The following is a 25726-nucleotide window of genomic DNA, read 5'->3' on the forward strand; positions in this document are numbered from 1 at the left end:
AAAGTAAAAAGGCAACCCTGGGGTTGCCTTGAATAAAGGGCTGCTAAAACCTATCAGGCGCTTTTGGCTAACGCAACAGGTTGCAGCAGTTGATCGCCGGCATACAGCCGCGCATTGAGGCTGCCGACGTAATAACGGCCGCCGCGCACCGGCGTGGCGTTGCCTTCCGGCAGCACCACGCTGATCGGTTCCTGGTGCCAGCCGATCGGCTGCACCGTCAGCTGCCAGAAATGGCCGCGCGGACTGACTTCCAGCACCTGAACCGGCAGCGGGCAACGTTCGCTGCTTTCGGTCGCCACTTCCATTTCCCACGGGCGCAGGAACAGATCGACGCTGCCCTGGTGCATCGGCTGGAACGACAACGGCCACTGGTGCGCGCCGACGAACAGCTGGGAGCCGCGAATTTCGCCGTTCAGGCGGTTCACTTCCCCCATGAATTCCAGCACAAAGCGGCTCGCCGGTTCGCGCATGATGTCGACCGGCGACCCGACCTGTTCGATATTGCCCTGGCTCATCACCACGATGCGGTCGGCCACTTCCATCGCCTCTTCCTGATCGTGGGTGACGAACACGCTGGTGAATTTCAGCTCTTCATGCAGCTGACGCAGCCAGCGGCGCAGCTCTTTGCGCACCTGCGCATCCAGCGCACCGAACGGTTCATCCAGCAGCAGAATCTGCGGTTCCACCGCCAGGGCGCGCGCCAGCGCCACGCGCTGTTTCTGTCCGCCGGACAGCTGCGACGGATAGCGGGTAGCCAGGTGGCCCAGCTGTACCATTTCCAGCAGCTGGGTGACTTTCTGTTTGATCGCCGCGGCGTTCGGGCGCTCGCGGCGCGGCAACACGGTCAGGCCGAAGGCGATGTTGTCGAACACCGTCATGTGGCGGAACAGTGCATAGTGCTGAAACACGAAGCCCACGCGCCTGTCGCGCGCGTGCATATGGCTGACGTCGGTGCCGTGGAAGCCCAGCTTGCCGCCGCTCTGGCTTTCCAGCCCGGCGATGATGCGCAGCAGCGTGGTCTTGCCGGAACCGGATGGCCCGAGCAGCGCCACCATCTCGCCGGAAGCAATATCGAGCGAGATATCGTTCAATACCTTGGTGCGACCGAAGGACTTGTTGATGCCGTTAATCTCAATGCTCATGATTTTCCTCCCGCTCGAGACGCGCGTTTTGACGTTCCAGACGCCACTGCAGCGCGCTCTTCAAAAATAGGGTAACGATCGCCATCAGGGTCAACAGGGCGGCGGCGGTAAAGGAGCCGACGGTGTTGTAATCCTGCTGCAACAGCTCGACCTGCAGCGGCAGGCTGTAGGTTTCGCCGCGAATCGAACCGGACACTACCGACACCGCGCCGAACTCGCCGATGGCGCGCGCGTTGGTCAGCACCACGCCGTACAGCAGCGCCCAGCGAATGTTGGGCAGCGTCACGCGGCGGAACATCTGCCAGCCGGACGCCCCCAGCAGAATGGCGGCTTCGTCTTCCTGGCTGCCCTGGCTGAGCATCATCGGCACCAGCTCGCGCACCACGAAGGGACAGGTGACGAAAATGGTCACCAGCACCATGCCCGGCCAGGAGAACATGATCTGGATGTTATGCGCATCCAGCCAGCCGCCCAGCAGGCCGTTGCTGCCGTAAAACAGCAGATAAATCAGCCCCGCCACCACCGGTGAAACGGCGAACGGGATATCGATCAGCGTCAGCAGCAGCTGGCGGCCGGGGAAGGTAAAACGCGTCACCAGCCACGCCAGCAACGTGCCGAACACCAGGTTGAACGGCACGGTGATCAGCGCGATCAGGACCGTCAGCCAAATGGCGTGCAGCATGTCCGGATCGAGCAAATTGCTCCACATCGCGCCGAATCCTTTGGAGAAGGCCTCGGCGAAAATCGATATCATCGGCACCACCAGCAGCAGCGCCGAAAACAGCGTGCCGATGGCGATCAGCGTCCACTTGCCCCAGTTAACGCGCGGGCGCTCGGCGCCGTTGAAGGCGGAAATATCAGCCATCAGTGCCCTCCTCCCAAACGTCTGCCGAAGCGGCTTTGCAATACGTTAATGCTGAACAGCAGCAGCAGCGACGCCGCCAGGATCACCGAGGCGATGGCGCTGGCCGCCGGGTAATCGAACTCCTGCAAACGCACAAAAATCATCAGCGAGGTCACTTCCGTCTTCCAGGCGATGTTGCCGGCGATGAAAATCACCGCCCCGAACTCGCCCAGACTGCGGGTAAAGGAAATGGCGGTGCCGGCCAGCAGCGCCGGCGCCACTTCAGGCAGCACGACGCGGCGAAAACTCTGCCAGCGCGTGGCGCCCAGCGTCTCGGCCGCCTCTTCGTACTCCGGCCCTAGCTCTTCCAGCACCGGCTGCACGGTACGCACCACAAACGGCAGGCTGGTGAACGCCATCGCTACCGCGATCCCAAGCCAGGTAAAGGTGACCTTGATGTCGAAGTGCGCCAGACACTGACCGTACCAGCCAGTGGTGGAAAACAGCCCCGCCAGCGTCAGGCCGGCCACTGCGGTCGGCAGTGCGAACGGCAGATCGATCAGGCCGTCCAGCAGCGAACGGCCGGGAAAACGGTAGCGCGTCAGGATCCAGGCCATCAGCATGCCGAACACCGCGTTGAACAGGCTGGCGACGCCGGCCGCCAGCAGCGTCACTTTATACGCCGCCACCACCTGCGGGTTGGAAATCACTTCCCAGTATTGCGCCAGGCTCATCTGTGCCAGCTGCATCACCAGCGCGGTGAGCGGCAGCAGCAGAATCAAACAGGTATAAAACAGGCTGCTGCCGAGGCTGAGGCCAAATCCGGGCAGCACCCGCTTACTGGACGACAACGCCAACATTTACTTGCGCCCTGCCGCTAACAGCTGATCCAGCTCGCCGCCGGTGGCGAAGTGGGTTTTCATCACCTGCGGCCAGCCGCCGAATTGATCTTCCACGCGGAACAGTTGGGTGTCCGGGAATTGCCCCTTGGCCGCCGCCATCGCTTTCTGGTCATACACGCGGTAGTAGAAACTGGTGATCACCTGCTGCGCCGCCGGGCTGTAGAGATAGTTCAGATAGGCTTTGGCCGCCTGTTCGGTGCCGTTGCGCGCGACGTTTTTGTCGACCCAGGCCACCGGGAACTCCGCCAGAATATCGACCGGCGGCACGATCACTTCGTACTTGTCTTCACCGTATTGCTTGCGGATGTTGTTCACTTCGGACTCGAAGCTGATCAGCACGTCGCCCAAACCGCGCTCGACGAAGGTGGTGGTCGCACCGCGGCCGCCGGTATCGAACACCAACACGTTTTTCAGGAAACGGGTCATGAAGGCGCGGGTCTTGGCCGCATCGTTGCCGTCGGCCTGGCTGGCGGCGCCCCAGGCGGCCAGATAGGTGTAACGGCCGTTGCCGGAGGTTTTCGGGTTCGGGAACACCAGCTTCACGTCGTCACGCACCAGATCGTTCCAGGTGTGGATACCCTTCGGGTTGTCCTTGCGCACCAGAAACGCCATGGTGGAATAGAACGGCGAGCTGTTGTTCGGCAGACGCGACTGCCAGTCCGCCGGGATCAGCTGCCCGCGATCGTGCAGGATCTGTACGTCGGTGACCTGGTTGTAGGTCACCACGTCGGCGCGCAGGCCCTGCAGGATCGCCAACGCCTGCTTCGACGAGCCGGCGTGCGATTGTTTGATGGTCAGCTTGTCATTCGGATGCTGCTGGTTCCACTGCTGTTCAAAGCCGGGATTCAGCGCGACGAACAATTCACGGGAAACGTCATAAGAGCTGTTCAGCAATTCCGCCGCCGACACGGCGCCGCTCGCCAACAGCGCAGCCGCCAGCCAACCTTTCAGCACGAGATTTTTAACCCGGTTTTGTTTCATTCTGCACCTTATCACTGAGTCATTCCTTCAGGCTTTCGCCTTATTGACGACCAGTGTATTTATAACTCGGTGCGGAGCTGTAACGCTTTTATATACCGTTTAGTGATTTACAAGCATCAAACGCTATAAGGCAGGGAATGCGAGGCGTTTTCGGGGCGGGAAAACGGGCCGAAGCCGGGCGCGCCGGCTTCGGCAACGGCGTCAAAGTGACAGCAGGCGCGTCAGCGATGGCGCAAAGTAGTAGCTGCCGGTGACCGCACGGCTGAAACGCAGCATCGCGTCGCGTTTGCCATCCAGATCGCCGAACATGCTCAGCAGCTGCTGCTCGATATTGTGCAGGCGTGCGCAATAGGCGATGAAGAACAGGCCATGCTTGCCGCTGGCGGTGCCATAAGGCAGGCTCTGGCGCAGAATTTTCAGGCCCTTGCCGTTCTCTTTCAGATCGACGCGGCTAACGTGCGAGGTATCCGGGCGCTGATCGGCCGGCAGCTCTTCGCTGTCGCGCTTGGTGCGACCGATGATCTGCTCCTGCTGTTCGGTGGTAAAACGCTGCCACTGGCGCAGGTTGTGCTCGTAGCGCTGCACCAGCACGTAGCTGCCGCCTGCGTCCTCTTCGCCTTCGGCGATCGTCGCCACTGCAGGGCGCTGCTCGCCCTGCGGGTTTTCGGTGCCGTCGATGAAACCGCTCAGATCGCGCTCTTCCACCCAGCGGAAACCGTGGGTTTCTTCTTCAATCTTGATGGCGTTGCCGAACGCCGCCAGTGCCGCCTGCGCCAGCGTGAAGTTGACGTCGTGACGCAGCGACTGAATGTGGATCAGCATATCGCGCTGGGTGGCCGGTGCCAGCCCTTTGCCGAGCGGCGTGAACGGCTTCAGCTCTTTCGCGCCCTGGCCGTTGGAAAGATCGTGCCAAACGTCATAGCCGAAGGCGATCACCGCGCCGAGGCGCGCATCGGGAAACTGCTGCTGCAGCTCGCTCAGCGTCTGACAAAACTGTTTGCAGCCCTGGCGCAAGTCGGCGAATTCGCCCTGTACGCTGGCTTCCATAAAAATGGCGAAACGGCAGTGCTCCAGCAGAATGCCGCTCTGAACCTGTGTCATGTTGTTATCCTCAATACCAGAATCCGGCAACAGGTAAGGTATGGCGGTTGACGCGCGGGTTCCCTGTTACAAACGCGCGCTATCATACCGCAAGCAAGGGCGATTGCCTTGCAGCAGCGCAAAGAAAATAGGGGTAATGATTTGGACAAGCGGGCGCCGGGAACCGGCGCCCGTTGAACGCGTTACTGCTGCGGCTTGGCGTGCCAAATGATTTTGCTGACCGTCCAGCTTTTCAGGGTGTCGTCCGGCGGGATGATATCCTGCGCGCCGGCCCACTTGCCGCTGAAGATGTAGGTGACGTATTTGCTCTGCTCCGCCACGCACTCCACTTTACCGGCGTCTTCGCCGCTGCCCGGCTTACAGGAGCCAAACGCCTTGCTGTACATGTCGCCGAACGGCGTGCCGAGCTTGTTGCCCCACTCCGTCGCCACTTTCGGATCCAGCACGTCCACCCGCTGCAGGCGCCCTTTCGGTTCGCCGGTGATCACCAGCTTCACTTCGTCGCCGGACAGCGCCTGATAATAAGAGACGATCTGGCCGTTGTTGGTCGCCATGCCGCCGCGTAGGCGGTAGTTGCCGTCCAGCCCGTCGTTGATGGCGCTTTCCGACATCGGCGTGCCGGCGTTGAGCTTGCCGACGCCCTTGGCGCCGACTTCCAGGCTGCTGCCGAACCAGTTGAACGGCGACAGGCTGGACCAGGAGAAATTGGACATGCTCGAACAGCCGGTCAGTAACAGCGGAAGCCCTAACAACAGGGGGCGAATATTCATCTCTAGCTCCTTAGACATCAATGGCACTGGGCGGGTCACCCGCTCCTGCCGCATTCGGCGTTTTGCTGCGTGCCAGCCTCTCACAACGGCCCGCACTACGCCAACGGTTGCCAGCTTGGAGTGCGGAAAATGCGAAAAGTGCCGCACTTCTCGGCAATTAGTCGGCGCGCTCCGCCGGCGCGAAACAGGCTTTCAGACGCGTGTTCAGCAGCAGATAGCTCAGCGCCAGCGCGTCGAGCAGCGCCAACGTCAGCTCCAGCCCCGGCGCATCGCCGTCCTGGCGCCACAGGCTGAACAGCGAGCCGCCGAACGACGCCAGCAGCGAGACAGCCAGCCCCCAGCGCCAACCGCGCCACAGCCGCGGCCATTGGTGGCGACGGCCGCTCAGCAAAAACGCCAGCGCCGCCGGCAGACCGAGCAGCATGCCGTACCAAAAGCGTTGGGTATCCGGATAAAACAACGCCAACAAGCTTTCGCCCTGCTCGCGCGAAGCGCCGGCCATCACGAACAACAGCCAGGTGCGCGCCTGCAAAATCAGCACGGCCCAAAATCCCAGCGGCAGCCGCAGCGCGCCGTGCTGATCGTAATCGTCCGGGGAAAACCGGGGTGAGAATGGCTTCAACGCTCGTTCCTTGCCAACAGAATAAAGACTATGGCTACAGATGGGCGCCGGCGATGGGAATTTCAATGCGTCGGCTTAAGAAGCTCTTAAGATCGGTGTGTTTTAATCCTTATCACTTAGCAAGCACCCGATATCAGCGGGATGTGATTTTCGATAACGATAAGGAAGCGCAACATGAAAAAACTGACTCTGGCCGCTCTGATCGCGCTGTGCAGCGCACCGGTACTGGCGCAACAAGGCGGGTTCCTCGATCCGGCCGCGCCGCAGGCTCAAACGCAAACCACCGCACAAGGTGGTTTCTCCGGCCCCAGCGCGGCGCTGACCACCGTGGACAAGGTGAAATCGCTGAGCGACGACACCTGGGTGATGCTGCAAGGCAACATCGAGCAGCGCATCGGCGACGATACCTACACCTTCCGCGACGCCACCGGCACGCTGACGGTCGAGATCGATCGCAAACGCTGGAACGGCCAAACCGTCACGCCGAAAGACAAGGTGCAGCTGGAAGGCAAAGTGGATAAAGACTGGAGCAGCGTCGAAGTGGACGTGAAAACCGTCAAAAAGCTGCCGTAATGCGTTGCGGCGGGCGGGGCAACGCCGCCGCCCGCCGCTCGATCAATATTCCTGATCTTCGATCAGCCGCTTGCCCAGGCTGGTGATGCCCTGGATCTCGTAGCCGAGCTTCTCGTACATCTCGACCACCGTGTCGTTGTCTTCGCGCACCATAATCTGGATCTTCGGGCAGCCGCGAGCGATCAGCTTCTTCTCCAGACGGTTGATCAACGCATTGGCGATGCCGCGCCCACGATAGTCGGGATGCACCCCGAGGTAATACGCCGAGCCGCGGTGGCCGTCATAGCCGCCCATCACCGAACCGACCACTTCGCCGCCGACTTCCGCCACCAGGAACAGCTCAGGATCGTGGTTCAGCTTGCGCTCGATGTCCATTTCCGGATCGTTCCAGGGCCGCAGCAGATCACAGCGCTCCCACAGGGTAATGACTTCTTCAAAGTCGTCTTGTCGAAATACGCGAATTTCCATCGATGTTGGCCGCTGTTAATTAAGGGGTTTATCTGATTATCGCGTGATTATTCACTTACGCAATATCAAACTGCGATTTACCGCGCTATTTGCCCCGAAATCGCCGGTAACAGGCGTAATAAATGGAAATAGTTATCGGGTCGATTAATGATTATCAATACGATATAACGTCGCGAAATAGAATCGTCGATGGAGCGTTGCGTAATGAAAAAGCAGGGTAAACAATTCCTCAATTTTAAGCCGCTTGCCGTTTCCCCGACGCGACGCCAACTGTTGCTTTCCGGCCTGGCAGTAGCACTGTTCGGCGTGAAAAACCCAAGCGCCAAGGCGGAAGGCATGCTGCGCAATCAGCACAGCAAACCGGCGGCGAAACCGGCCGGCGGCAAAAAGCGGGTGATGATCGATCCCGGCCACGGCGGCATCGACTCCGGCGCGGTCGGCCACGAAGGTTCGCAGGAAAAACACATCGTGCTGGAAATCGCCAACCACGTGCGCCGTTTCCTGCATGAGCACGATCACATCGAGGCGCGCCTGACGCGCGAAGAAGACGAATTCATTCCGCTGTTCCAGCGGGTGGAGATCGCCCACCAGCACCAGGCCGATCTGTTCATTTCCATTCACGCCGACGGTTTTACCAGCCCGTCGGCCTCCGGCGCTTCGGTATTCGCCCTCTCCAACCGCGGCGCCAGCAGCGCCATGGCGCGCTACCTGTCCAACCGTGAAAACGCCGCCGACGACGTAGCGGGCGGCAAATACAAGGATCAGGACAACTACCTGCAGCAGGTGCTGTTCGATCTGGTGCAAACCGACACCATCAACAACAGCCTGACGCTCGGCCGCCACGTGCTCGGCCAAATTCGTCCGGTACACCATCTGCACAGCGACAGCACCGAACAGGCGGCGTTCGCGGTGTTGAAATCCCCGTCCATTCCCTCGGTGCTGGTAGAAACCTCGTTCATCACCAACCCGAACGAAGAACGGCTGCTGGGCACCACCGCGTTTCGCGAGAAAATCGCCCGCGCCATCGCGGACGGCATCGTCAACTTCTTCGACTACTTCGACGCACACCAACGCAAACCCCGCTGATGCCGCGGGCGGCGAATAAGAGTATACTCAGCGCCTTGTTCAGCCAGACGCTATAAAGACCCCGCATGAGTTTACCTAACATCGCTGAAGTAAAATCCTTCCTGCTGGCGCTGCAGGATCATATCTGCGCGCAGCTCGCCCAGGCCGACGGCGGCGCCGTGTTCACCGAAGACCAATGGACGCGTGAAGAAGGCGGCGGTGGCCGCAGCCGCGTGCTGACCAACGGCGCGGTGTTCGAACAGGCGGGGGTCAACTTCTCGCACGTCTCCGGCGCCACCCTGCCGGCCTCGGCCACCGCGCACCGTCCGGAACTGGCCGGGCGCAGCTTCCAGGCGATGGGCGTCTCGTTGGTTATCCATCCGCTCAGCCCTTATGTGCCCACCAGCCACGCCAACGTGCGTTTCTTCATCGCCGAAAAGCCGGGCGAAGCGCCGGTGTGGTGGTTCGGCGGCGGCTTTGATCTGACGCCGTTCTACGGCTTCGAAGAGGATGCCGTGCACTGGCACCGCACCGCGGCCGAACTGTGTGCGCCGTTCGGCGACGAGGTCTACCCGAAATACAAGCAATGGTGCGACGATTACTTCTTCATCAAGCATCGCAACGAAGCACGCGGCATCGGCGGCCTGTTCTACGACGATCTGAACACCCCGGACTTCGACCACTGCTTCGCTTTCACCCGCGCGGTGGGCCAGGGCTTCCTCGACGCCTATCTGCCGATCGTCGAAAAACGCAAGGCCTTGAGCTGGGGCGAGCGCGAGCGCCAGTTCCAGCTGTACCGTCGCGGCCGCTACGTGGAATTCAATCTGGTGTGGGATCGCGGCACGCTGTTCGGGCTACAAACCGGCGGGCGCACCGAGTCCATCCTGATGTCGATGCCGCCGTTGGTGCGTTGGGAATATAACTACCAGCCGGACGCCGACAGCCCGGAAGCGGCGCTGGCGCGCGATTTCCTGCCGGTGCGCGACTGGCTGCGGGAGACGAAATGATGCAGATTTGGGTCGATGCGGACGCCTGTCCGAACGTGATCAAGGAAGTGCTGTTCCGCGCCGCCGATCGCACCGCCATCACCGTGACGCTGGTGGCGAACCAACCGCTGCGCACGCCGCCGTCGAAATACATCCGTTCGCTGCAGGTGGCGGCCGGCTTCGACGTGGCCGACAACGAGATCGTGCGCCGCTGCGAAGCGGGCGATCTGGTGATCACCGCCGACATTCCGCTGGCGGCGGAGGTCATAGAGAAAGGCGCGGTGGCGCTGAACCCGCGCGGTGAACGCTATACGCCGGACACCATTCGCGAACGCCTCAACATGCGCGATTTTATGGATACCCTGCGCGCCAGCGGCATTCAGACCGGCGGCCCGAACGCCCTGAACCAGCGCGACCGCCAGCAGTTCGCCAACGAGCTGGACAAATGGCTGCTGCAGGCGAAACGGGCGCAGTGACTGCGCCCTGCTCTGCTGCAGTTTAGAAGCGCACCTCCCCGCCGAAGATATAAGTCCGCCCACGGGCGGTGTTGGTCGGCGTCTCATACTGCGACTGCGACGGCAGCGAGTTCATCTTGTTCAGCGCGTCCGAATAGTCTCTGTCCATCAGGTTTTGCACGCTGAGCTTCAGCAGCAGATTGCGATTCACCTGATAGGTGCCGTACAGATCGATAATGGTCGGAATATGCGGCGCCGGCTCCTTCAGCAACTGCTCATTCTCATCGTAATCAGAGTCCGGCGACAGACGCACCGACTTGCCGGTGTATTTCACCACCCCGCCCAGCGTCAGTTTCTCGTCCAGCAGGCGCACCCCGCTGTCCAGCGTGAAGTAGAACTCCGGCAGCTCGCTGATATCGCCCGCGCCGAATACGTTGCTGGCCTGGTTGGTCGGCTGGGAGGTATGCTCCTTGCTTAACGACAGCTTGGTGAAGGCGAAACCGGCGTCGTACAGCGCTTCAAGCTCCACCCCGCGCATTTTGACCGGTTCGGGGGCATTGCTATACATGGTCATGCTGACGTTGACGTCCGCGTCATCCCACTCTTCCTGCGTCGCCTGCGAACGGTTGCACTTCTGGCGATTTTTACACACCAGATAGGATTGGCTGGAAATGTAGTTTTTGATCCTGGTTTCAAAATAGACCGCTTTCAGTTGGAAGCTGTCCTGCTTGAACAACAGATCGTGAGCATTGGCGTTGAACCCGCCCTGCCAGGTCTCCGCTTTTTCGCCCTTGAGGAACGGGTTCATCGACTGGCCGCCGCTGTTGGCGAAGAACACCTCCTGGATATTCGGCCCGCGCATCGACTTGCTGTAGCTGACGAACGGCTGCAGCCACGGCGTCACCTGCGCCGACAGCATGACCGACGGGTTGAAGCCGTGTTCATTGCGGTTGATAGTGCCGGCGCCCTGAGGGAAGCACTCTACGCGCTCATCACAGGCCGGCTTGTAGCCGGAGAGGCGATAGGCGGTGTAGTTCAGGTCGAAATTTCCCTGCCAAATGCCGTAGTTGGCCTGCAACCCACTGTACAGGCTGGAGATATCTTGTTTGCCGGCAATGCCCACCGGCATGCTTTCCGCCTGATCCTGATCCGTCACCAGCCCGGATGCCTTTTTCTTATACTCGTTGCGCACCAGCTTGCCGCCGTAGCTGAAGGCGAAATCAATATCCCGCAGGCTGAAACGGCTGGTGTTGTTGATATCCAGCGCATCGGAAATGTTTTTCGCCGTGCTGTCGCTGAATCCCGCCATGTTGTCGGACATGAACTGCTGCTTGCCGCGGCTGGTGCTGGCGGTCAGGTTGAAATCGATCAGCTCCGAGAACGGCGCATAGTGGTATTTAAGGTAGAAATCGTCGCTGTCGATGTGGCGGCGGGTGATTTTATTCTGGTAGCTGCGCGCCGACAGTTCGATGCTGTTGAAGGCATCCGGCTTGATGTCCACCTTGAACAGCTGGGATTTCGGATTCTGGCGGTAGGTCTTATCGACGTTGAACATCTCGCTGTCGAAACCGGCGCCGTTTTTGTAGTTGGAGGTGATGGAACTGCCGCTGATCGCCGCCATCGCCCCCAGGCTGCCGCCGTCGGCAAAGGCGGCGGTTTTGGCGCCCACGGCGATCATGCCGCTGCGGCCGATGCCGTTATTGCCCACCGAGAATTTGGTGCGCACGCCGAACGGGTTGTCGGAAAATACCACGTCATCCACGCCGATGGTGCGGAAGTTGGCGCTGCCCGCCAAGGCGTTCACCCCAGCGGATCCGGTGGCGTTGCCGCGCGCCACGTCGACGCCGACGATAAAGTTAGGATCGATCAGCGCCCCGAACTGGCTGGTGGGCAATCCCCCGTGCGCTGCGTCGCTCGGCGAGTTGCCGTAGTAGTTTTGCGTGATGCCGTCGACCATGGTGTTGACCCGGCCAAAGCCGCTCAGGCCACGGATATTGACGCTGACCGATCCCTGGCCGGGATCGATCTGGGTATAGGTGCCCGGCATGCTGCGCAGAATGCTGTCCACCGACTCCAGATTCTTGTTTTCATCGCGCGAACTGAACGCGCCTGGCCTCGCCAACGCGTCTTTTTCGCTGCTCTTGCCGCTGTCGGCCGCCGAGACGTTGAGCGGGCTGAACGCCACGCTGCCTTTATTATTTTCCGCCTGTTCCTGCGCGGCCGCAGCCTGCCCGTACAGCGCCAGTCCCGCGCCGATCAGGCTCGCTATCATTTTGATTTTCATATATCCCCAGAAATAGCCAATAAGGTTTGATGGCCGACAATGCCCAGCAAAAAGCCCGCCGAAAGCGCGGTAAAAGGTTGTTATTGTTTTATTGCGCCGCAGCGTGCTGCGGCGCTAAAGATTATTTCTGCGCCTGCCAGTCCGCCGCCAAAATAAAGGCGTACTCCAGCGCGCCGTTTTCCAGCCGCGCCAGGCGACCCGATTTGCCGCCGTGGCCGGCGGTCATGTCGGTGGAGAGCAGCAGCAACGAATCGCCCTGCTTGAAGCGCCGCAGCTTCGCCACCCATTTGGCCGGTTCCCAATACTGCACCTGCGAGTCGTACAGACCGCTGGTGACCAACAGGTTCGGGTAACGTTGCTTACGCACGTTGTCGTACGGGCTGTAGGACTTCATCAGCGCATAGGCGGCCGGCTGGTGCGGGTTGCCCCACTCCTCGTATTCCCCGGTGGTGAGCGGAATGCTGTCGTCCAGCATGGTGGTCACCACGTCGACGAACGGCACCTGCGCCACCACCGCGTTGAATAGCTGCGGCGCCTGATTGATCACCGCCCCCATCAGCAAGCCGCCGGCGCTGCCGCCCATGGCGTAGATGCGCCCCGGTTGGCCGTAGCCGTCTTTGATCAGCGCCTGGGTGGCGTCGATGAAGTCGTTGAAGCTGTTCGGTTTGTGCGTCAGCTTGCCCTGTTTGTACCAGCTCTGCCCCAGCTCGCCGCCGCCGCGCACGTGGATCAGCGCATAGACGAAGCCGCGATCCAGCAGGCTGATGCGGTTGGCGCTGAACGCCGGATCCATGCTCATGCCGTAAGCGCCATAGCCATATACCAGCAGCGGGTTATGCCCGTTTTTGAACAGCGATGTGCGGTACACCAGCGAGACCGGCACCTTCACGCCGTCGCGCGCCGTGACCCAGATGCGCTCGCTGTGATACAAGCTGGGATCGACGCCTTTCACCTCCTGCTGTTTCAGCAGGGTGCGCTCGCCCTTGTTCAGGTCCCACTCATAGGTGCGGGTCGGCGTGGTCATCGCCGAATAGCCGTAGCGCAAGCGATCGCTGTCCGGCTCGGGGTTATAGCCCAGCCAGGCCATGTAGCTGGCATCATCGAACGGGATGGCGCGCTCGGTTTTGCCGTCCCAGCTGATTTGCCGCAGCTGCACCAGCCCGTTGGCGCGCTCCTGCACCACCAGCCAATCGCGGAACAGGCTGAAGCTTTCCACCTCGTGCTGCGCCTGCGGTGCGATCAGCGTCTGCCACGGTTTGCCCGCCGCCGCCGTGTGGTACAGGCCAAAGTTCGGATCCTGATGGTTGGAGCGCAGGTAGAACTCGCCGCGGTAGTGATCGAGGTAATACTCGCGGCCGTTCTGCCGGGCGGCGAACAGCTGCGGCTCGCGCTGCGGCTGGTTGGCGTCGATCAGGCGCACTTCGGAGGTGGTGTTGCCGCTGATGGTCAGAATCAGGTAATCGCGCGAGGACGAGCGGCCGAGGCTGAGGTAGAACGCCGGATCGTTTTCCTGGTACACCAGCTTATCTTCCGCGGTCGGCGTACCGTACCGATGGCGGTAGACCTGATATGGCAACAGCGTTTGCGGGTGGTTGCGCACGTAGAACAGGGTTTGGTTGTCGTTGGCCCACACCATGTTGCCGGAGGTGTTTTCCAGCGTTTCCGGCGACCAGCGTTCGCTGTCTATCTCGCGCAGGGAGATGCGGTATTGGCGGCGGCCCTGCAGATCCTCGGCCACTGCCAGGCGGCGGTTGTCCAGGCTGACGTCCATCGCCCCCAGACGATAATACGCATGGCCGGCCGCGCGCTGATTGGCGTCCAGCAAGGTTTGCCACGGCGCGTCGGCAGTGAGCGCCTGGCGCTGATACAGTGCGAAATCTTTACCGGCGGCGTAGCTTTCCTGATAGCGATAACCGTTGAGCTGATACGGCACCGAACGATCGTCAGGGTTCACGCGACCCAGCATCTCCTGATACAGCGTGGCGCGCAGCTTCTGGTACGGCGCCATCATCTGCTCGGTATAACGATTCTCCGCCTTCAGGTAGTCCAGCACCTTCGGCTCTTTTCGGCTATCGTCGCGCAGCCAGTAGTAATCGTCGGTGCGCGTCTCGCCGTGCGCCGTCAGCGCTTTCGGCGCGCGTTCCGCCAACGGCGGCTGCGGTTGCGCCAGCGCGACGCCGGCGACGCCTAAAGAAAGCCAGAGCGCGGCCGCGATGCGACGGCGCGGGGTGAATAACAGCGGATTCATAATCCCTCACGAAGTTTGAAGAGGTGCACGACGGCGATGCGGCGCCTGCGGGCATTAACGGCGGGCATTCAGCTCCGCCAGATTGAAATCGATCGGCATCCTTACCCTGACGGCTCCCTGCTGCAGCATCTCCGGCGGCGGCGGCGGCAACGGCTGGGCGCGCGACACCACCGCCACCGCTTCCCGATCCAGCGACGCGGTGCCGGAACGCACCTGCAGCATGACATTCGAGACCCGTCCCTGCGCGTCAACGCTGAAACTGACCTGCGGCATGCCGCTGCGCCGGCGGCTGCGGGCATCCAAAGGGTAATCCTTGATGCGATTCAGTTTGCCCTTCACCAGGCTCTCCCACGACAGTTTGGCCTGCGCGTTGCTGTTGGCGTCGCTGTTGATCGGTGCGGCGGTTTGGTGGGAGAGCGTCTGCGCCTGCGGCGCGGCGGCGCTGGACGCGGCGGCGTTGCGCGTCTCTTTGGCCTGCTCCTGCGGTTTCGGCTGCGCTTTTTGCGGGGGACGGTGTTCGGCGCGCTTCTTCTGCGCCGTCACGATTTTTGCTTTATCGGCACGCGCCAGCTTGGGCAGATCTGGCTGTTGCTGCTGCTCCGCCGGCTGCGCCGCGGCAGATTCAGCCTGCTGCACGCCCAGCGGCAGCGGCTTACTTTCCGGCGCTTCAATCTGCGCCGCCCAGCTCATCATCACCGCCGGCGGCGGCAGCGCCACCGGCTCCAGCGCCGTCTGCGGCCAATAAAACAGCAGCACCAACGCCACATGCGCCGCCAGGGCAAGCAGCAGGCCGCGCGCCCAGCGCGGCTGCGGCAGCTCAAAGGCCGGAAGGGAATAAGACTGACTTAACATAGGGACATTAGTTTGCTTAATTGCGAATGATTGCAGATCACATTTACTAATGATAATCATTTGCAAATATAATTAACACTCCTTTTCACCGTCTTAACGTATTCATTTCACTGATGGTGTGATCCACAGGTAGTCTGCGGTGTTCGCATCGACCTGTACGCCCGGCTCCGCCAGCATCAGCACCATCGGCGCCGCCGCCGGTTGCAGATCCCGCACGTGCAGCGGCACGCCCACCGATTTGGCGGCGTGATAGCCACCGGCGATCAACAACGCGGGCGTCGGCGCCGCCAGCAGGCGCTCAGCCATGCGCCGGTCGCGCTGCTGCTGGATCGCCAGCATCGCCTGCAGCTGGTCGGCCTCAATCTTGCCGCCGTGCGAAGTGCGGATGGTCTCTTCCAGCGCCTTGCGCACCGCCGGCTGCGCCGATAGCTGCCCCGCCGGGAACTGCGGCTGCTGATAGAACGCCGTAATCTCGCTGCGATCCAGGTTGGCCGACCACAGCGGGTAAGGCGCGCGCATCGCCGCCATCGTTACCCCGCCATACAGCGCCCATTTCCAGCCCGGCTGCCAGGCGATCAGCTCCGCCACGCGGCCATCACGCACCGTGGGATCGCTCTGAAGCCACTGCTTGACTTTGTCGACCTGCGCCTGCTGGTTCGGGTTGATCATCTCCATCAGCACGCTACCCTGCGGCCGCCGTTGCGGCAGCTGCTGCACCAGCCATTGCTCAATCTGATGGTGGTAAGGATTGTCGTGCTTTTCCCCGACGATCACCCGCGGCTGCTGAGCCAACCGCGTCAACAGCTGCTCGGGCGTCAGGGTCGCGCCGGTGTGCAGATCGGTGATATTCCCCAGGCTCGCGACGTCGCTGGCCGGCGTCTTCACCGGCGTTTGGCTGCAGGCGCCGAGCGCCAACGCCGCCAATAAAATCAGATATCTCATCATGTTGCCCCATTAGCGAAAATGGCGACATTATAGATAATAATTATCATTTTCATATAGATCTGGCCTGACGATTTTTTTACGCGGCGATCGCCGGTGACGCATTGCGTTGAAACGGCATTGCGGGTATAACCAATAGCCATTCAGATATTTAGACGTCTATACGGATAGATTATTATGCACTCATCGGCGCCCGCCGCAGGGCAGTTCAAACGCAGCATGAAGGCCCGGCATCTGGTGATGCTGTCGCTGGGCGGCGTGATCGGCACCGGGCTGTTTTTCAATACCGGCTACATCATCTCCACCACCGGGGCGCTCGGCACGCTGCTGGCCTACCTGATCGGCGCGCTGGTGGTGTATCTGGTGATGCTGTGCCTGGGCGAGCTGTCGGTGGCAATGCCGGAAACCGGCGCCTTTCACGTCTATGCTTCGCGCTATCTGGGGCCGGCCACCGGCTATGCCGTCGCCTGGCTGTATTGGCTCACCTGGACGGTGGCGCTGGGCTCCAGCCTGACCGCGGCCGGATTCTGCATGCAGTACTGGTTCCCGCAGTCGCCGGTGTGGCTGTGGTGCCTGATCTTCTGCGCGGCCATTTTCCTGCTCAACGTCGTGACCACCCGTTTTTTCGCCGAAAGCGAATTCTGGTTTTCGCTGATCAAAGTGGTGACCATTCTGGCGTTCATCATTCTGGGCGGCGCCGCCATGTTCGGCCTGCTGCCGATGAAAGACGGCACGCCGGCGCCGTTCCTGCACAACCTGACCGCTTCCGGCTGGCTGCCGCACGGCACGCTGCCGATCCTGATGACCATGGTGGCGGTGAACTTCGCTTTCTCCGGCACGGAGCTGATCGGCATCGCCGCCGGTGAAACCGAGAACCCGGAGAAAGTCGTGCCGCTGGCGATCCGCACCACGGTGATCCGCCTGATGCTGTTCTTTATCGGCACGGTGTTTGTGCTGGCGGCGTTGATCCCCATGGATCAGGCGGGGATCGTCAAAAGCCCGTTCGTGCTGGTGTTTGAACGCATCGGCGTGCCTTACGCCGCCGATATCTTCAACTTCGTGATCCTGACCGCCATCCTGTCGGCGGCCAACTCCGGCCTGTACGCCTCGGGGCGCATGCTGTGGTCGCTGGCCCACCAGCGCACCCTGCCGGCCTACTTTGCGCGCGTCAATGCGCGCGGCATTCCGATCAACGCCCTGACCTTCAGCATGCTCGGCGGCGTGCTGGCGCTGCTGACCAGCGTGATCGCGCCGGATACGGTGTTTGTCGCCCTGTCGGCGATCTCCGGCTTTGCGGTGGTGGCGGTGTGGCTGAGCATCTGCGCCGCCCACTATGCTTTCCGCCGCGCCTATCTGCGCAGCGGCCAGCCGATAAACGGCCTGAAATACCGCGCGCCCGGCTATCCATTGACGCCGATCCTCGGCTTTGCGCTGTGCCTGCTGGCCTGCATCGGGCTGGCGTTCGATCCGGAGCAGCGCATCGCGCTCTACTGCGGGCTGCCGTTCGTCGCCCTGTGCTATCTCACCTATTTCCTGACCCGGCGCGCCGGGCAAAAAAACGCTTTGGGAGAACAACATGTCGGTTAACAACCCCGTCGCTCGTTTGCTGGCCGAACGGCCGACGCTGATCCTGGACGGCGCGCTGGCCACCGAGCTGGAAGCGCGCGGCTGCGATCTGACCGATCCGCTGTGGTCGGCCAAGGTGCTGATTGAAAATCCCGAGCTTATCTATCAGGTACACCTCGATTATTTCAACGCCGGCGCCCAGTGCGCTATCACCGCCAGCTATCAGGCCACGCCGCAGGGCTTCTCGCGCCGCGGCCTGGACCAGGCTCAGTCGCTGGCGTTGATCGCCAAAAGCGTGCAGCTGGCGCAGCGCGCACGCCGCGATTATCTGGCCGCGCACCCGCAGGCGACGCCGCTGTTGATCGCCGGTTCGGTGGGCCCGTACGGCGCCTATCTGGCCGACGGCTCGGAATACCGCGGCGACTACCGGCTGGCGCAGGATGACTTCATTGCCTTCCACCGCCCGCGCATCGCCGCGCTGGCCGCCGCCGGCGTCGATCTGCTGGCCTGCGAAACGCTGCCGTCGTTTGCTGAACTGCAGGCGCTGCTGACGCTGCTGCAGGAATTCCCGACGCTCGGCGCCTGGTTCGCCTTCACCCTGCGCGACAGCCAACACCTCAGCGACGGCACGCCGCTGACGGAGGTCCTGTCCGCGCTGCGCGGCAATCCGCAGGTGTTGGCCATCGGCATCAACTGCATCGCGCTGGACAAGGTCGCCCCGGCGCTGCGTCAGCTGAGCGCGCTGGCCGACAAACCGCTGCTGGTCTACCCGAACTCCGGCGAGCACTACGATGCGGTGAGCAAAACCTGGCACGCCTGCGGCGGCGAACACGGCAGCCTGGCCGATCAGGCGACGGCGTGGCGCACGCTCGGCGCACAATTGATCGGCGGCTGTTGCCGCACTACGCCGCAGGATATTCGCGCCATCGCTGCACGCTGCAAGGCATAAAAAAGCCCCCGGCGCCAACGGCACAGGGGGCCAGTCATTCAACCCGGGCTTACAGCGGTTCGGTCTGGGCTTCCACCACTGCCAGCGCCACCATGTTGACGATGCGGCGCACCGAGGCGATCGGCGTCAGGATGTGCACCGGTTTGGCCACCCCCATCAGCACCGGCCCGACGGTCACCCCTTCCGAGCAGGAGACGCGCAGCAGGTTGTAGCTGATGCGCGCCGCTTCCATGTTCGGCATGATCAGCAGGTTGGCCGAGCCTTTCAGCGGGCTGTCCGGCATCAGATCGTGACGGATGCTTTCCACCAGCGCGGCGTCGCCGTGCATTTCGCCGTCGATCTCCAGCTCCGGCGCCAGTTCGTTCACCAGCTCCAGCGTTTTACGCATCTTGCGCGCCGCCGGGCAATCAGACGAGCCGAAGCTGGAGTGAGACAGCAGCGCCACCTTCGGTTCGATACCGAAACGGCGCACGGTTTCCGCCGCCATCAGGGTGATCTCCGCCAGCTGTTCCGGCGTCGGATCGTCGTTGACGTAGGTGTCGGCGATGAAGGTGTTGCCGCTCGGCAGCAGCAGCGCGTTCATCGCGCCCGCGACGTGCGCGCCTTCACGGAAGCCGAACACGTTCTTCACCACGTCGTAATGCTCGTGGTAGCTGCCGATGGTGCCGCAGATCATCGCATCCGCTTCACCGCGGTGCAGCATGATGGCGGCGATCAGCGTCGGGTTGCCAATCACCGCGCGACGCGCCTGTTCTTGCGAAACGCCGCGGCGTTTCATGATCTGGTAGTACTCGCCCCAGTATTCGTTGAAGCGCGGATCCGACTCGTTGTTCACCACTTCGAAATCTTTGCCCGGCGTCAGTTGCAGGCCCAGCTTTTTCAGGCGCATCTCGATCACGCTCGGACGGCCGACCAGGATCGGGAAAGCCAGCCCCTGCGACACCAGCTCTTGCGTGGCGTGCAGCACGCGCTCTTCCTCGCCTTCCGCCAGCACCACCCGCTTCACCTCTTTGCGCGCCTGGGAGAAGATCGGTTTCATGAACAGATTGGTTTTGTAGACGAACTCCGCCAGCTTCTCCACGTAGGCGTCGAAGTCTTCGATCGGACGCGTCGCCACGCCGGAGTCCATCGCCGCCTTGGCCACCGCCGGTGCGATCTTGACGATCAGACGCGGATCGAACGGTTTCGGAATGATGTATTCCGGCCCGAAGGAGAGATCCTGATCGTCATACGCGGAGGCCACCACGTCGCTCTGTTCCGCCAGCGCCAGATCGGCGATGGCATGCACGCAGGCCAGCTTCATCTCTTCGTTGATGGTGGTGGCGCCCACGTCCAGCGCGCCGCGGAAAATGAACGGGAAGCACAGGACGTTGTTCACCTGGTTCGGGTAGTCGGAACGGCCGGTGCAGATGATAGCGTCCGGGCGCACCGCTTTGGCCAGCGGCGGCAGAATTTCCGGTTCCGGGTTGGCCAGCGCCATGATCAGCGGATCGCGCGCCATGGTTTTCACCATATCCTGCGTCAGCACGCCCGGGCCGGAGCAGCCGAGGAAGATGTCGGCGTTTGGGATGGCGTCGCCCAGCGTGCGCTGGCCGTTATCCTCGATGGCGTAGGCGGCTTTGGTCTGTTCCATATTGGCGTCGCGGCCTTTATAGATGACGCCCTTGGAATCGCAGACGGTGATGTTCTGTTGACGCAGCCCCAGCGCCACCAGCAAGTTCAGGCAGGCGATGGACGCCGCGCCGGCGCCGGACACCACCAGCCGCACATCGGAGATGTTCTTCTTCACCACGCGCAGGCCGTTGAGCACCGCGGCAGTGGTAATGATCGCCGTGCCGTGCTGGTCGTCGTGGAACACCGGGATCTTCATGCGCTCACGCAGTTTCTGTTCGATGTAGAAACACTCCGGCGCCTTGATGTCTTCCAGGTTGATGCCGCCGAAGGTCGGTTCCAGCGCGGCGATAATGTCGATTAATTTGTCAGGGTTATGCTCATCCACTTCGATATCAAATACATCGATACCGGAAAACTTCTTGAACAAAACGCCCTTGCCTTCCATCACCGGCTTACCGGCCAACGCGCCGATATTGCCCAGACCCAGTACCGCCGTGCCGTTGGAAATCACCGCCACCAGGTTGCCGCGCGCGGTGTATTTGTAGGCCGCCAGCGGATCTTCGGCGATCTCGAGGCAAGGCGCGGCGACGCCCGGCGAATAGGCCAGCGCCAGATCGCGCTGGGTCGCCAACGGTTTGGTTGGGGAAACCTGGATCTTCCCTGGGACAGGAAACTGATGGAAATCAAGGGCACTCTGTTTGAGCTGTTCGTCCATTATGGATTCCTTTGTTTTTTGCTTTTATGTTGAGGTAAGGCTTTGAGGCTGCGCCCTGCCGTGGGCCATGGCGCCCAGGTACAATGACAGGGCACAGCCTTGAAGTATAGTGAGAGAAACATCACAAACTTTGAAGCGCGCCATAACCTTGGTCGAAAGACCGTTTTAAAAGTAAAAAAAGAAGGCCTGCGGGACAAGTCAGACAAGCGCCGCCGTCAGCGCGGCGGCAGCGTGGCGCGCCAGGCGTTGAGCGTCTCCACCTGGCCGGCGCAAATGTGTAACGAGGTTTGTAACGCCAGGGCATAGCTTACCGCATCGCCCCAGGTCTCCCCCTGCAACTGCGGCTGCTCACAGGGAGCAAATACCGACTCAGGGGGCAACAGCGGCACGGCCTGCGGCGCCGGCGGCCGGGCGCAGGAGCTCAAGCACAGCGCCAGGCAGAGGCTGAGCGGCGCAGGGATCGTTTTTAATCGCTTCACGGTATTTCCTCTGATAAGCCTCGTGTTGTTGGCGCAGCTGCTGTTCCTGCCGCTGCTGCGCCGCCATCAGCGCACGATTTTGCGCATCCTGGGTCTGCAGGGTGGCGATCAGCCCCGCCTGCTGCGCCAGGCTTTTTTGCAATTCCGCCGCCTGTTGCCGCGCGGACACCAACTGATGCGACAGCAACGCGCTGTAGCCGCCGAGGCAGATGGCCGCCAGCAACAGCAGCAGCAACCCGCCCTGCATCAGTTTTTGCAGCCAGCCGCTCATGCCGGATAGTCCCGAAACGGCAGCTGGAAGTGCGGGCCGTCCTTGAGGGTCTTCCATTCGCCGCCCCATTCGACGTTGATGCCGCATTCACGCGCCGCGCGCCGCACCGCCACCGCAATTTGCGCGTAGTAATCCCACTCCCAGGAGACCACGCCCGCCGGCATCGCCACCACGTCCACCGCGTGTCCGGTCAGATGGCGGCTGCGCAGCGTTTGGCTGTTGCCGGCGCGCACCATTTCCCGCTGGCGCGCCATGCTGCGCAGCCCCTCGCTGACGGAAAACAGCACCAGGGAATAGCGCAGCGCCAGACGAATAACGCGCACCAGATCCGGATGCACGCCGCGCAGGTTCTCTTCGCTGCGGGCGGTAAAGCGAATCTCTTCGATGTCATTTAACATTTTTAAACCCCGTTTTTTTGCCGATGAATTTTTTAATTAAGGCGTTGATGTAATCCGCCCCCATAAAGCCAATCAATACGCTGGCCAAATTCGCCCAGTTTAATTCCAGGCCCATCAACGCCAGCGCATCGCGCACCGTCCAGGCCAATAACGCGCACATCGCCGCATTCAATAAACGTCGCCGAATACCCACGTTGCGATAGGCGCCGTGTAATAGCGCCATCACGCCGGCCAGAATGGCGTTCAATACCGGCTGAAGATATTCACATACTCGCTGGACTATTAAGCCAACAGCGTCAGGCTCTATGCTGGACATAGCTCATCTCCTTTTTTATTTTTAATTAAATGCCAATCACGGCCGGTGGGACATCGGATACTCAGAATCTAGTTAAGGATGCTATTACAAAGCAAATGAATAAATACAGGCCCTATGGTCGAATTCATTCATGCTGAATGCTGGCACAACACATAAACGCCAAGGCAGGCGGCAGTGAATAAAAAATTCATTCTTATCGTGATTTGTTTCGACTGTTATTTCCGCGAAAAATAAACATTAATGGCAACGGGAAATATTTCCCCATCGAAAAACATCCACTCTGGAGAAATGCCATGTCCACACGTAAAGCCGTTATTGGGTATTATTTTATTCCGACCAACCAAATCAATAATTACACCGAGACCGATACGTCTGCCGTACCGTTCCCGGTTTCCAACATCACGCCGGCCAAAGCCAAACAGCTGACGCACATTAACTTCTCGTTCCTGGATATCAACAGCAATCTGGAATGCGCTTGGGATCCGGCCACCAACGACGCCAAGGCGCGCGATGTGGTCAACCGTCTGACCGCGCTCAAAGCGCACAACCCCAGCTTGCGCATCATGTTCTCCATCGGCGGCTGGTACTACTCCAACGATCTGGGCGTGTCGCACGCCAACTACGTCAACGCGGTGAAAACCCCGGCGTCGCGCGCTAAGTTCGCCCAATCCTGCGTGCGCATCATGAAGGATTACGGCTTCGACGGCGTGGACATCGACTGGGAGTACCCGCAAGCCTCGGAAGTGGACGGTTTCATCGCCGCGCTGCAAGAGATCCGCACCCTGCTGAACCAGCAAACCGTCGCCGACGGCCGCCAGGCGTTGCCGTACCAGTTGACCATCGCCGGCGCCGGCGGCGCCTTCTTCCTGTCGCGCTATTACAGCAAGCTGGCGCAGATCGTCGCGCCGCTCGATTACATCAACCTGATGACCTACGATCTGGCCGGCCCCTGGGAGAAGGTAACCAACCACCAGGCGGCGCTGTTCGGCGATGCGGCCGGGCCGACCTTCTACAATGCGCTGCGCGAAGCCAACCTGGGCTGGAGCTGGGAAGAGCTGACCCGCGCCTTCCCCAGCCCGTTCAGCCTGACGGTCGACGCCGCGGTGCAGCAACACCTGATGATGGAAGGCGTGCCGAGCGCCAAAATCGTGATGGGCGTGCCCTTCTACGGCCGCGCCTTCAAGGGCGTCAGCGGCGGCAACGGCGGGCAATACAGCAGCCACAGCACGCCGGGCGAAGATCCGTACCCGAACACCGATTACTGGCTGGTGGGCTGCGAAGAGTGCGTGCGCGACAAGGATCCGCGCATCGCCTCCTATCGCCAGCTGGAGCAGATGCTGCTGGGCAACTACGGCTATCAGCGGCTGTGGAACGACAAGACCAAAACGCCTTACCTGTATCATGCGCAGAAAGGGCTGTTCGTCACCTATGACGATGCCGAGAGCTTCAAATACAAAGCGAAATACATCAAGCAGCAGCAGTTGGGCGGCGTGATGTTCTGGCATCTGGGGCAAGACAACCGCAACGGCGATCTGCTGGCCTCGCTGGATCGCTATTTCAACGCCGCGGACTACGACGACAGCCAGCTGGATATGGGCACCGGGCTGCGCTACACCGGCGTCGGCCCCGGCAACCTGCCGATCATGACCGCGCCGGCTTATGTGCCGGGCACCACTTACGCGCAGGGCGCGCTGGTGTCCTACCAGGGTTACGTCTGGCAGACCAAATGGGGTTACATCACCTCGGCGCCCGGTTCTGACGGCGCCTGGCTGAAGGTGGGCCGCGTGGCGTAAGCCGTAAAAAAACCCCGTAGCCGAATGCTGCGGGGTTTTCATTGAGTTAACCGTTTGATTTTCGCGTCCCTTCGTCTCTATTCCTTCAGTTGTGGCACCAAGGATAACCGCCATCCCGCACCACTTCGCGGCCCATCAGGCTGTAGACATCGCTTTTGCGCGTCAGCCGCTCATGCCACCAGTTAAACCCGGCGCCCTTGCTGGCCGGGTGCCACGCCAGCCAAATCATTTCGTCGCCCTTTTGCATCTCCACCGGCACCGTCACCAGTTCGCCGCTGGCCAATTCCTTTTCGATCAAAGCAGGCGGCAGAAAAGCGTGGCCGATGCCGCGTTTGAGCAGCGCCAGGTTGCTTTCCACGTCGCATACCACCAACTGACGCTGCAAGGGCAGCGTGCCGTGATTACGCTTGGGCAGCTCATGGCTGCTGTCGGCGATCACCACCACGATGTCGTTCAACCGCTGTTTCTTGCACACCGGCTTTCTCTGCGCCGCGAACGGGTGCGAAGGCGACACGCACAGCACAAAGTTGAGCTTGCCGAGCATCAGGGTTTTAGCCTGCACGCTGTCGGGAATTTGGCCGATGGCGATGATCAGATCCGCCCGGTTGTTCTTCAGCGCATCCCAGGTGCCGTTCAACGCTTCTCGCTGCACCGAGATACTGGCGTTCGGGCAATGCTGAATATAGTCGCGGATATCCTGCGTCAGGGTTTCCAACGGGAAGAAGGTGTCTACCGCCAGGCGGATATTATTGTCCAGCTTGGGGATGTTGCGCACCCGGCTTTCCAGATCCTGCACCGCATTTAATATCCAGCTGCCTTCCTGCAGGAGAAATTCCCCTTCATCCGTCAGGGTAATCATGGGGCCATTGCGATGAAAAAGTTTCACGCAGAGTTTGCTTTCAATATTGGAAACCCGATAAGAGATCGCCGAAGGCGTTTTATGCAGCGCCTCCGCCGCCATAGAGAAAGAACCGGTGCTCTTGATGGTGCTGATTATTTTAATCGCGTCCAGGGATAATCTAGTCATACAAATTCCTCTTTAAAATAAAATAAGAAAAATGACACTAAATTCCCAAGGTGGTGGCGCACAAAAATCGATCAAATCGAACAAGGGTACTCATAGCAACAAGCAATATACTTCATAAATGAGAGCGCTATCTTAAATACTATTCATCACGACCTGATATAAAATTCATCATAGCGCCCTACTTTTACACAGCGACAGTTAAATAAATTCAGCCTAACGATCAAAGATCGTCATCATAATAATTTTCGTTAATAGCCGTTAAAACATTCCGCTCTATCGCACGACCAGAATGATAAAAATAAAACAAGCCGACAAGGAGGGTTATTTCTAATTGCGTTATTAGTCTCTCATTTTGTCGGTGAA

At 60.8% G+C, this 25726-nt stretch carries 25 protein-coding genes; 7 read left to right on the forward strand and 18 right to left on the reverse strand.

Features of this window, described 5'->3' with window-relative positions; genetic code table 11:
* Window positions 1-53: 53 nt before the first annotated feature.
* The 7 genes from cysA to EDY99_RS14730 form a co-directional block, all read right to left on the reverse strand.
* Window positions 54-1142, reverse strand: coding sequence for a sulfate/thiosulfate ABC transporter ATP-binding protein CysA (gene cysA, locus EDY99_RS14700; protein ID WP_033643965.1), 1089 nt, complete (start codon window positions 1140-1142; stop codon window positions 54-56).
* Window positions 1132-2007 (reverse strand): sulfate/thiosulfate ABC transporter permease CysW, encoded by an 876-nt coding sequence (gene cysW, locus EDY99_RS14705; protein ID WP_079450335.1) that lies wholly within the window; start codon window positions 2005-2007, stop codon window positions 1132-1134. The genes cysA and cysW overlap by 11 nt, the downstream gene beginning before the upstream one ends.
* Window positions 2007-2846 (reverse strand): sulfate/thiosulfate ABC transporter permease CysT, encoded by an 840-nt coding sequence (cysT, locus tag EDY99_RS14710; protein WP_123061873.1) that lies wholly within the window; start codon window positions 2844-2846, stop codon window positions 2007-2009. The genes cysW and cysT overlap by 1 nt, the downstream gene beginning before the upstream one ends.
* Window positions 2847-3869 carry a sulfate ABC transporter substrate-binding protein gene (locus EDY99_RS14715; protein ID WP_046687591.1) on the reverse strand — a complete coding sequence of 341 codons (1023 nt, stop codon included), beginning with the start codon at window positions 3867-3869 and terminating at the stop codon, window positions 2847-2849.
* 201 nt (window positions 3870-4070) lie between these two features.
* Window positions 4071-4970, reverse strand: coding sequence for a Dyp-type peroxidase (locus EDY99_RS14720; protein WP_123061874.1), 900 nt, complete (start codon window positions 4968-4970; stop codon window positions 4071-4073).
* 182 nt (window positions 4971-5152) lie between these two features.
* Window positions 5153-5740, reverse strand: coding sequence for an RpoE-regulated lipoprotein (locus EDY99_RS14725; protein WP_004936494.1), 588 nt, complete (start codon window positions 5738-5740; stop codon window positions 5153-5155).
* A 157-nt stretch (window positions 5741-5897) separates the two neighbouring features.
* The gene (locus tag EDY99_RS14730) at window positions 5898-6362 is read right to left on the reverse strand and encodes a DUF2919 domain-containing protein (protein ID WP_047025261.1); all 465 of its coding nucleotides are present in this window, start codon (window positions 6360-6362) and stop codon (window positions 5898-5900) included.
* 174 nt (window positions 6363-6536) lie between these two features.
* Between EDY99_RS14730 and EDY99_RS14735 the strand changes: the two genes are divergently transcribed.
* Window positions 6537-6935: a YgiW/YdeI family stress tolerance OB fold protein gene (locus EDY99_RS14735; RefSeq protein WP_016926776.1), complete on the forward strand. Its 399-nt coding sequence runs from the start codon at window positions 6537-6539 to the stop codon at window positions 6933-6935.
* A gap of 42 nt (window positions 6936-6977) precedes the next feature.
* On the opposite strand, the gene EDY99_RS14740 is transcribed toward EDY99_RS14735, so the two are convergent.
* Window positions 6978-7403, reverse strand: a complete 426-nt coding sequence (locus EDY99_RS14740; RefSeq protein WP_004936504.1) for a GNAT family acetyltransferase — start codon at window positions 7401-7403, stop codon at window positions 6978-6980.
* Window positions 7404-7607: 204 nt separating this feature from the next.
* Between EDY99_RS14740 and amiA the strand changes: the two genes are divergently transcribed.
* The 3 genes from amiA to EDY99_RS14755 all read left to right on the forward strand — a co-directional run bounded on the left by amiA (window position 7608) and on the right by EDY99_RS14755 (window position 9930).
* Window positions 7608-8489: an N-acetylmuramoyl-L-alanine amidase AmiA gene (amiA, locus tag EDY99_RS14745; RefSeq protein ID WP_033652564.1), complete on the forward strand. Its 882-nt coding sequence runs from the start codon at window positions 7608-7610 to the stop codon at window positions 8487-8489.
* Between the two features lie 65 nt (window positions 8490-8554).
* Window positions 8555-9475 carry an oxygen-dependent coproporphyrinogen oxidase gene (gene hemF / locus EDY99_RS14750; RefSeq protein ID WP_046687594.1) on the forward strand — a complete coding sequence of 307 codons (921 nt, stop codon included), beginning with the start codon at window positions 8555-8557 and terminating at the stop codon, window positions 9473-9475.
* Window positions 9475-9930, forward strand: a complete 456-nt coding sequence (locus EDY99_RS14755; protein ID WP_004936514.1) for a YaiI/YqxD family protein — start codon at window positions 9475-9477, stop codon at window positions 9928-9930. Before hemF ends, EDY99_RS14755 begins: the two co-directional genes overlap by 1 nt.
* Before the next feature lie 22 nt (window positions 9931-9952).
* Here the strand turns inward: EDY99_RS14755 and EDY99_RS14760 are convergent, their stop codons facing one another.
* From EDY99_RS14760 to EDY99_RS14775, 4 genes are all read right to left on the reverse strand, one after another.
* On the reverse strand, window positions 9953-12193 hold the full coding sequence (locus EDY99_RS14760) for a TonB-dependent receptor domain-containing protein (RefSeq protein ID WP_123061875.1): 2241 nt from the start codon (window positions 12191-12193) through the stop codon (window positions 9953-9955).
* Between the two features lie 121 nt (window positions 12194-12314).
* Window positions 12315-14441, reverse strand: a complete 2127-nt coding sequence (locus EDY99_RS14765; protein ID WP_123061876.1) for a S9 family peptidase — start codon at window positions 14439-14441, stop codon at window positions 12315-12317.
* 54 nt (window positions 14442-14495) lie between these two features.
* Window positions 14496-15293, reverse strand: a complete 798-nt coding sequence (locus EDY99_RS14770) for a TonB family protein (RefSeq protein WP_047574146.1) — start codon at window positions 15291-15293, stop codon at window positions 14496-14498.
* Between the two features lie 102 nt (window positions 15294-15395).
* Complete coding sequence (locus EDY99_RS14775; protein ID WP_123062183.1) at window positions 15396-16235, reverse strand: ChaN family lipoprotein; 840 nt, start codon at window positions 16233-16235, stop codon at window positions 15396-15398.
* Window positions 16236-16412: 177 nt separating this feature from the next.
* Here EDY99_RS14775 and mmuP point away from each other — a divergent pair, with 177 nt between their 5' ends.
* Both mmuP and mmuM read left to right on the forward strand, forming a co-directional pair.
* Window positions 16413-17822, forward strand: coding sequence for an S-methylmethionine permease (mmuP, locus tag EDY99_RS14780; RefSeq protein ID WP_033643976.1), 1410 nt, complete (start codon window positions 16413-16415; stop codon window positions 17820-17822).
* The gene (gene mmuM, locus EDY99_RS14785; RefSeq protein ID WP_123061877.1) at window positions 17812-18750 is read left to right on the forward strand and encodes a homocysteine S-methyltransferase; all 939 of its coding nucleotides are present in this window, start codon (window positions 17812-17814) and stop codon (window positions 18748-18750) included. The genes mmuP and mmuM overlap by 11 nt, the downstream gene beginning before the upstream one ends.
* A gap of 49 nt (window positions 18751-18799) precedes the next feature.
* On the opposite strand, the gene maeB is transcribed toward mmuM, so the two are convergent.
* From maeB to EDY99_RS14805, 5 genes are all read right to left on the reverse strand, one after another.
* Window positions 18800-21079 carry an NADP-dependent oxaloacetate-decarboxylating malate dehydrogenase gene (maeB, locus tag EDY99_RS14790; RefSeq protein ID WP_016926766.1) on the reverse strand — a complete coding sequence of 760 codons (2280 nt, stop codon included), beginning with the start codon at window positions 21077-21079 and terminating at the stop codon, window positions 18800-18802.
* 215 nt (window positions 21080-21294) lie between these two features.
* Complete coding sequence (locus tag EDY99_RS24635; RefSeq protein WP_004936544.1) at window positions 21295-21468, reverse strand: hypothetical protein; 174 nt, start codon at window positions 21466-21468, stop codon at window positions 21295-21297.
* Entirely contained in the window at window positions 21449-21829 is a 381-nt protein-coding gene (locus EDY99_RS14795; RefSeq protein ID WP_046687600.1) for a DUF2570 family protein, read from the reverse strand. Before EDY99_RS14795 ends, EDY99_RS24635 begins: the two co-directional genes overlap by 20 nt.
* Window positions 21826-22227: a M15 family metallopeptidase gene (locus EDY99_RS14800; RefSeq protein ID WP_123061878.1), complete on the reverse strand. Its 402-nt coding sequence runs from the start codon at window positions 22225-22227 to the stop codon at window positions 21826-21828. Before EDY99_RS14800 ends, EDY99_RS14795 begins: the two co-directional genes overlap by 4 nt.
* Window positions 22217-22543 (reverse strand): phage holin, lambda family, encoded by a 327-nt coding sequence (locus tag EDY99_RS14805; protein WP_033643982.1) that lies wholly within the window; start codon window positions 22541-22543, stop codon window positions 22217-22219. The genes EDY99_RS14800 and EDY99_RS14805 overlap by 11 nt, the downstream gene beginning before the upstream one ends.
* A gap of 293 nt (window positions 22544-22836) precedes the next feature.
* Here EDY99_RS14805 and EDY99_RS14810 point away from each other — a divergent pair, with 293 nt between their 5' ends.
* Window positions 22837-24336 (forward strand): glycosyl hydrolase family 18 protein, encoded by a 1500-nt coding sequence (locus EDY99_RS14810; RefSeq protein WP_123061879.1) that lies wholly within the window; start codon window positions 22837-22839, stop codon window positions 24334-24336.
* 85 nt (window positions 24337-24421) lie between these two features.
* On the opposite strand, the gene EDY99_RS14815 is transcribed toward EDY99_RS14810, so the two are convergent.
* A complete protein-coding gene (locus tag EDY99_RS14815) occupies window positions 24422-25363 on the reverse strand; it encodes a LysR family transcriptional regulator (protein WP_025303805.1) in 942 nt (313 codons plus the stop codon).
* Window positions 25364-25726: the final 363 nt, after the last annotated feature.

It is taken from the genome of Serratia sp. LS-1 (genome assembly GCF_003719595.1).
Taxonomy (GTDB): Bacteria; Pseudomonadota; Gammaproteobacteria; order Enterobacterales; family Enterobacteriaceae; genus Serratia; species Serratia ureilytica.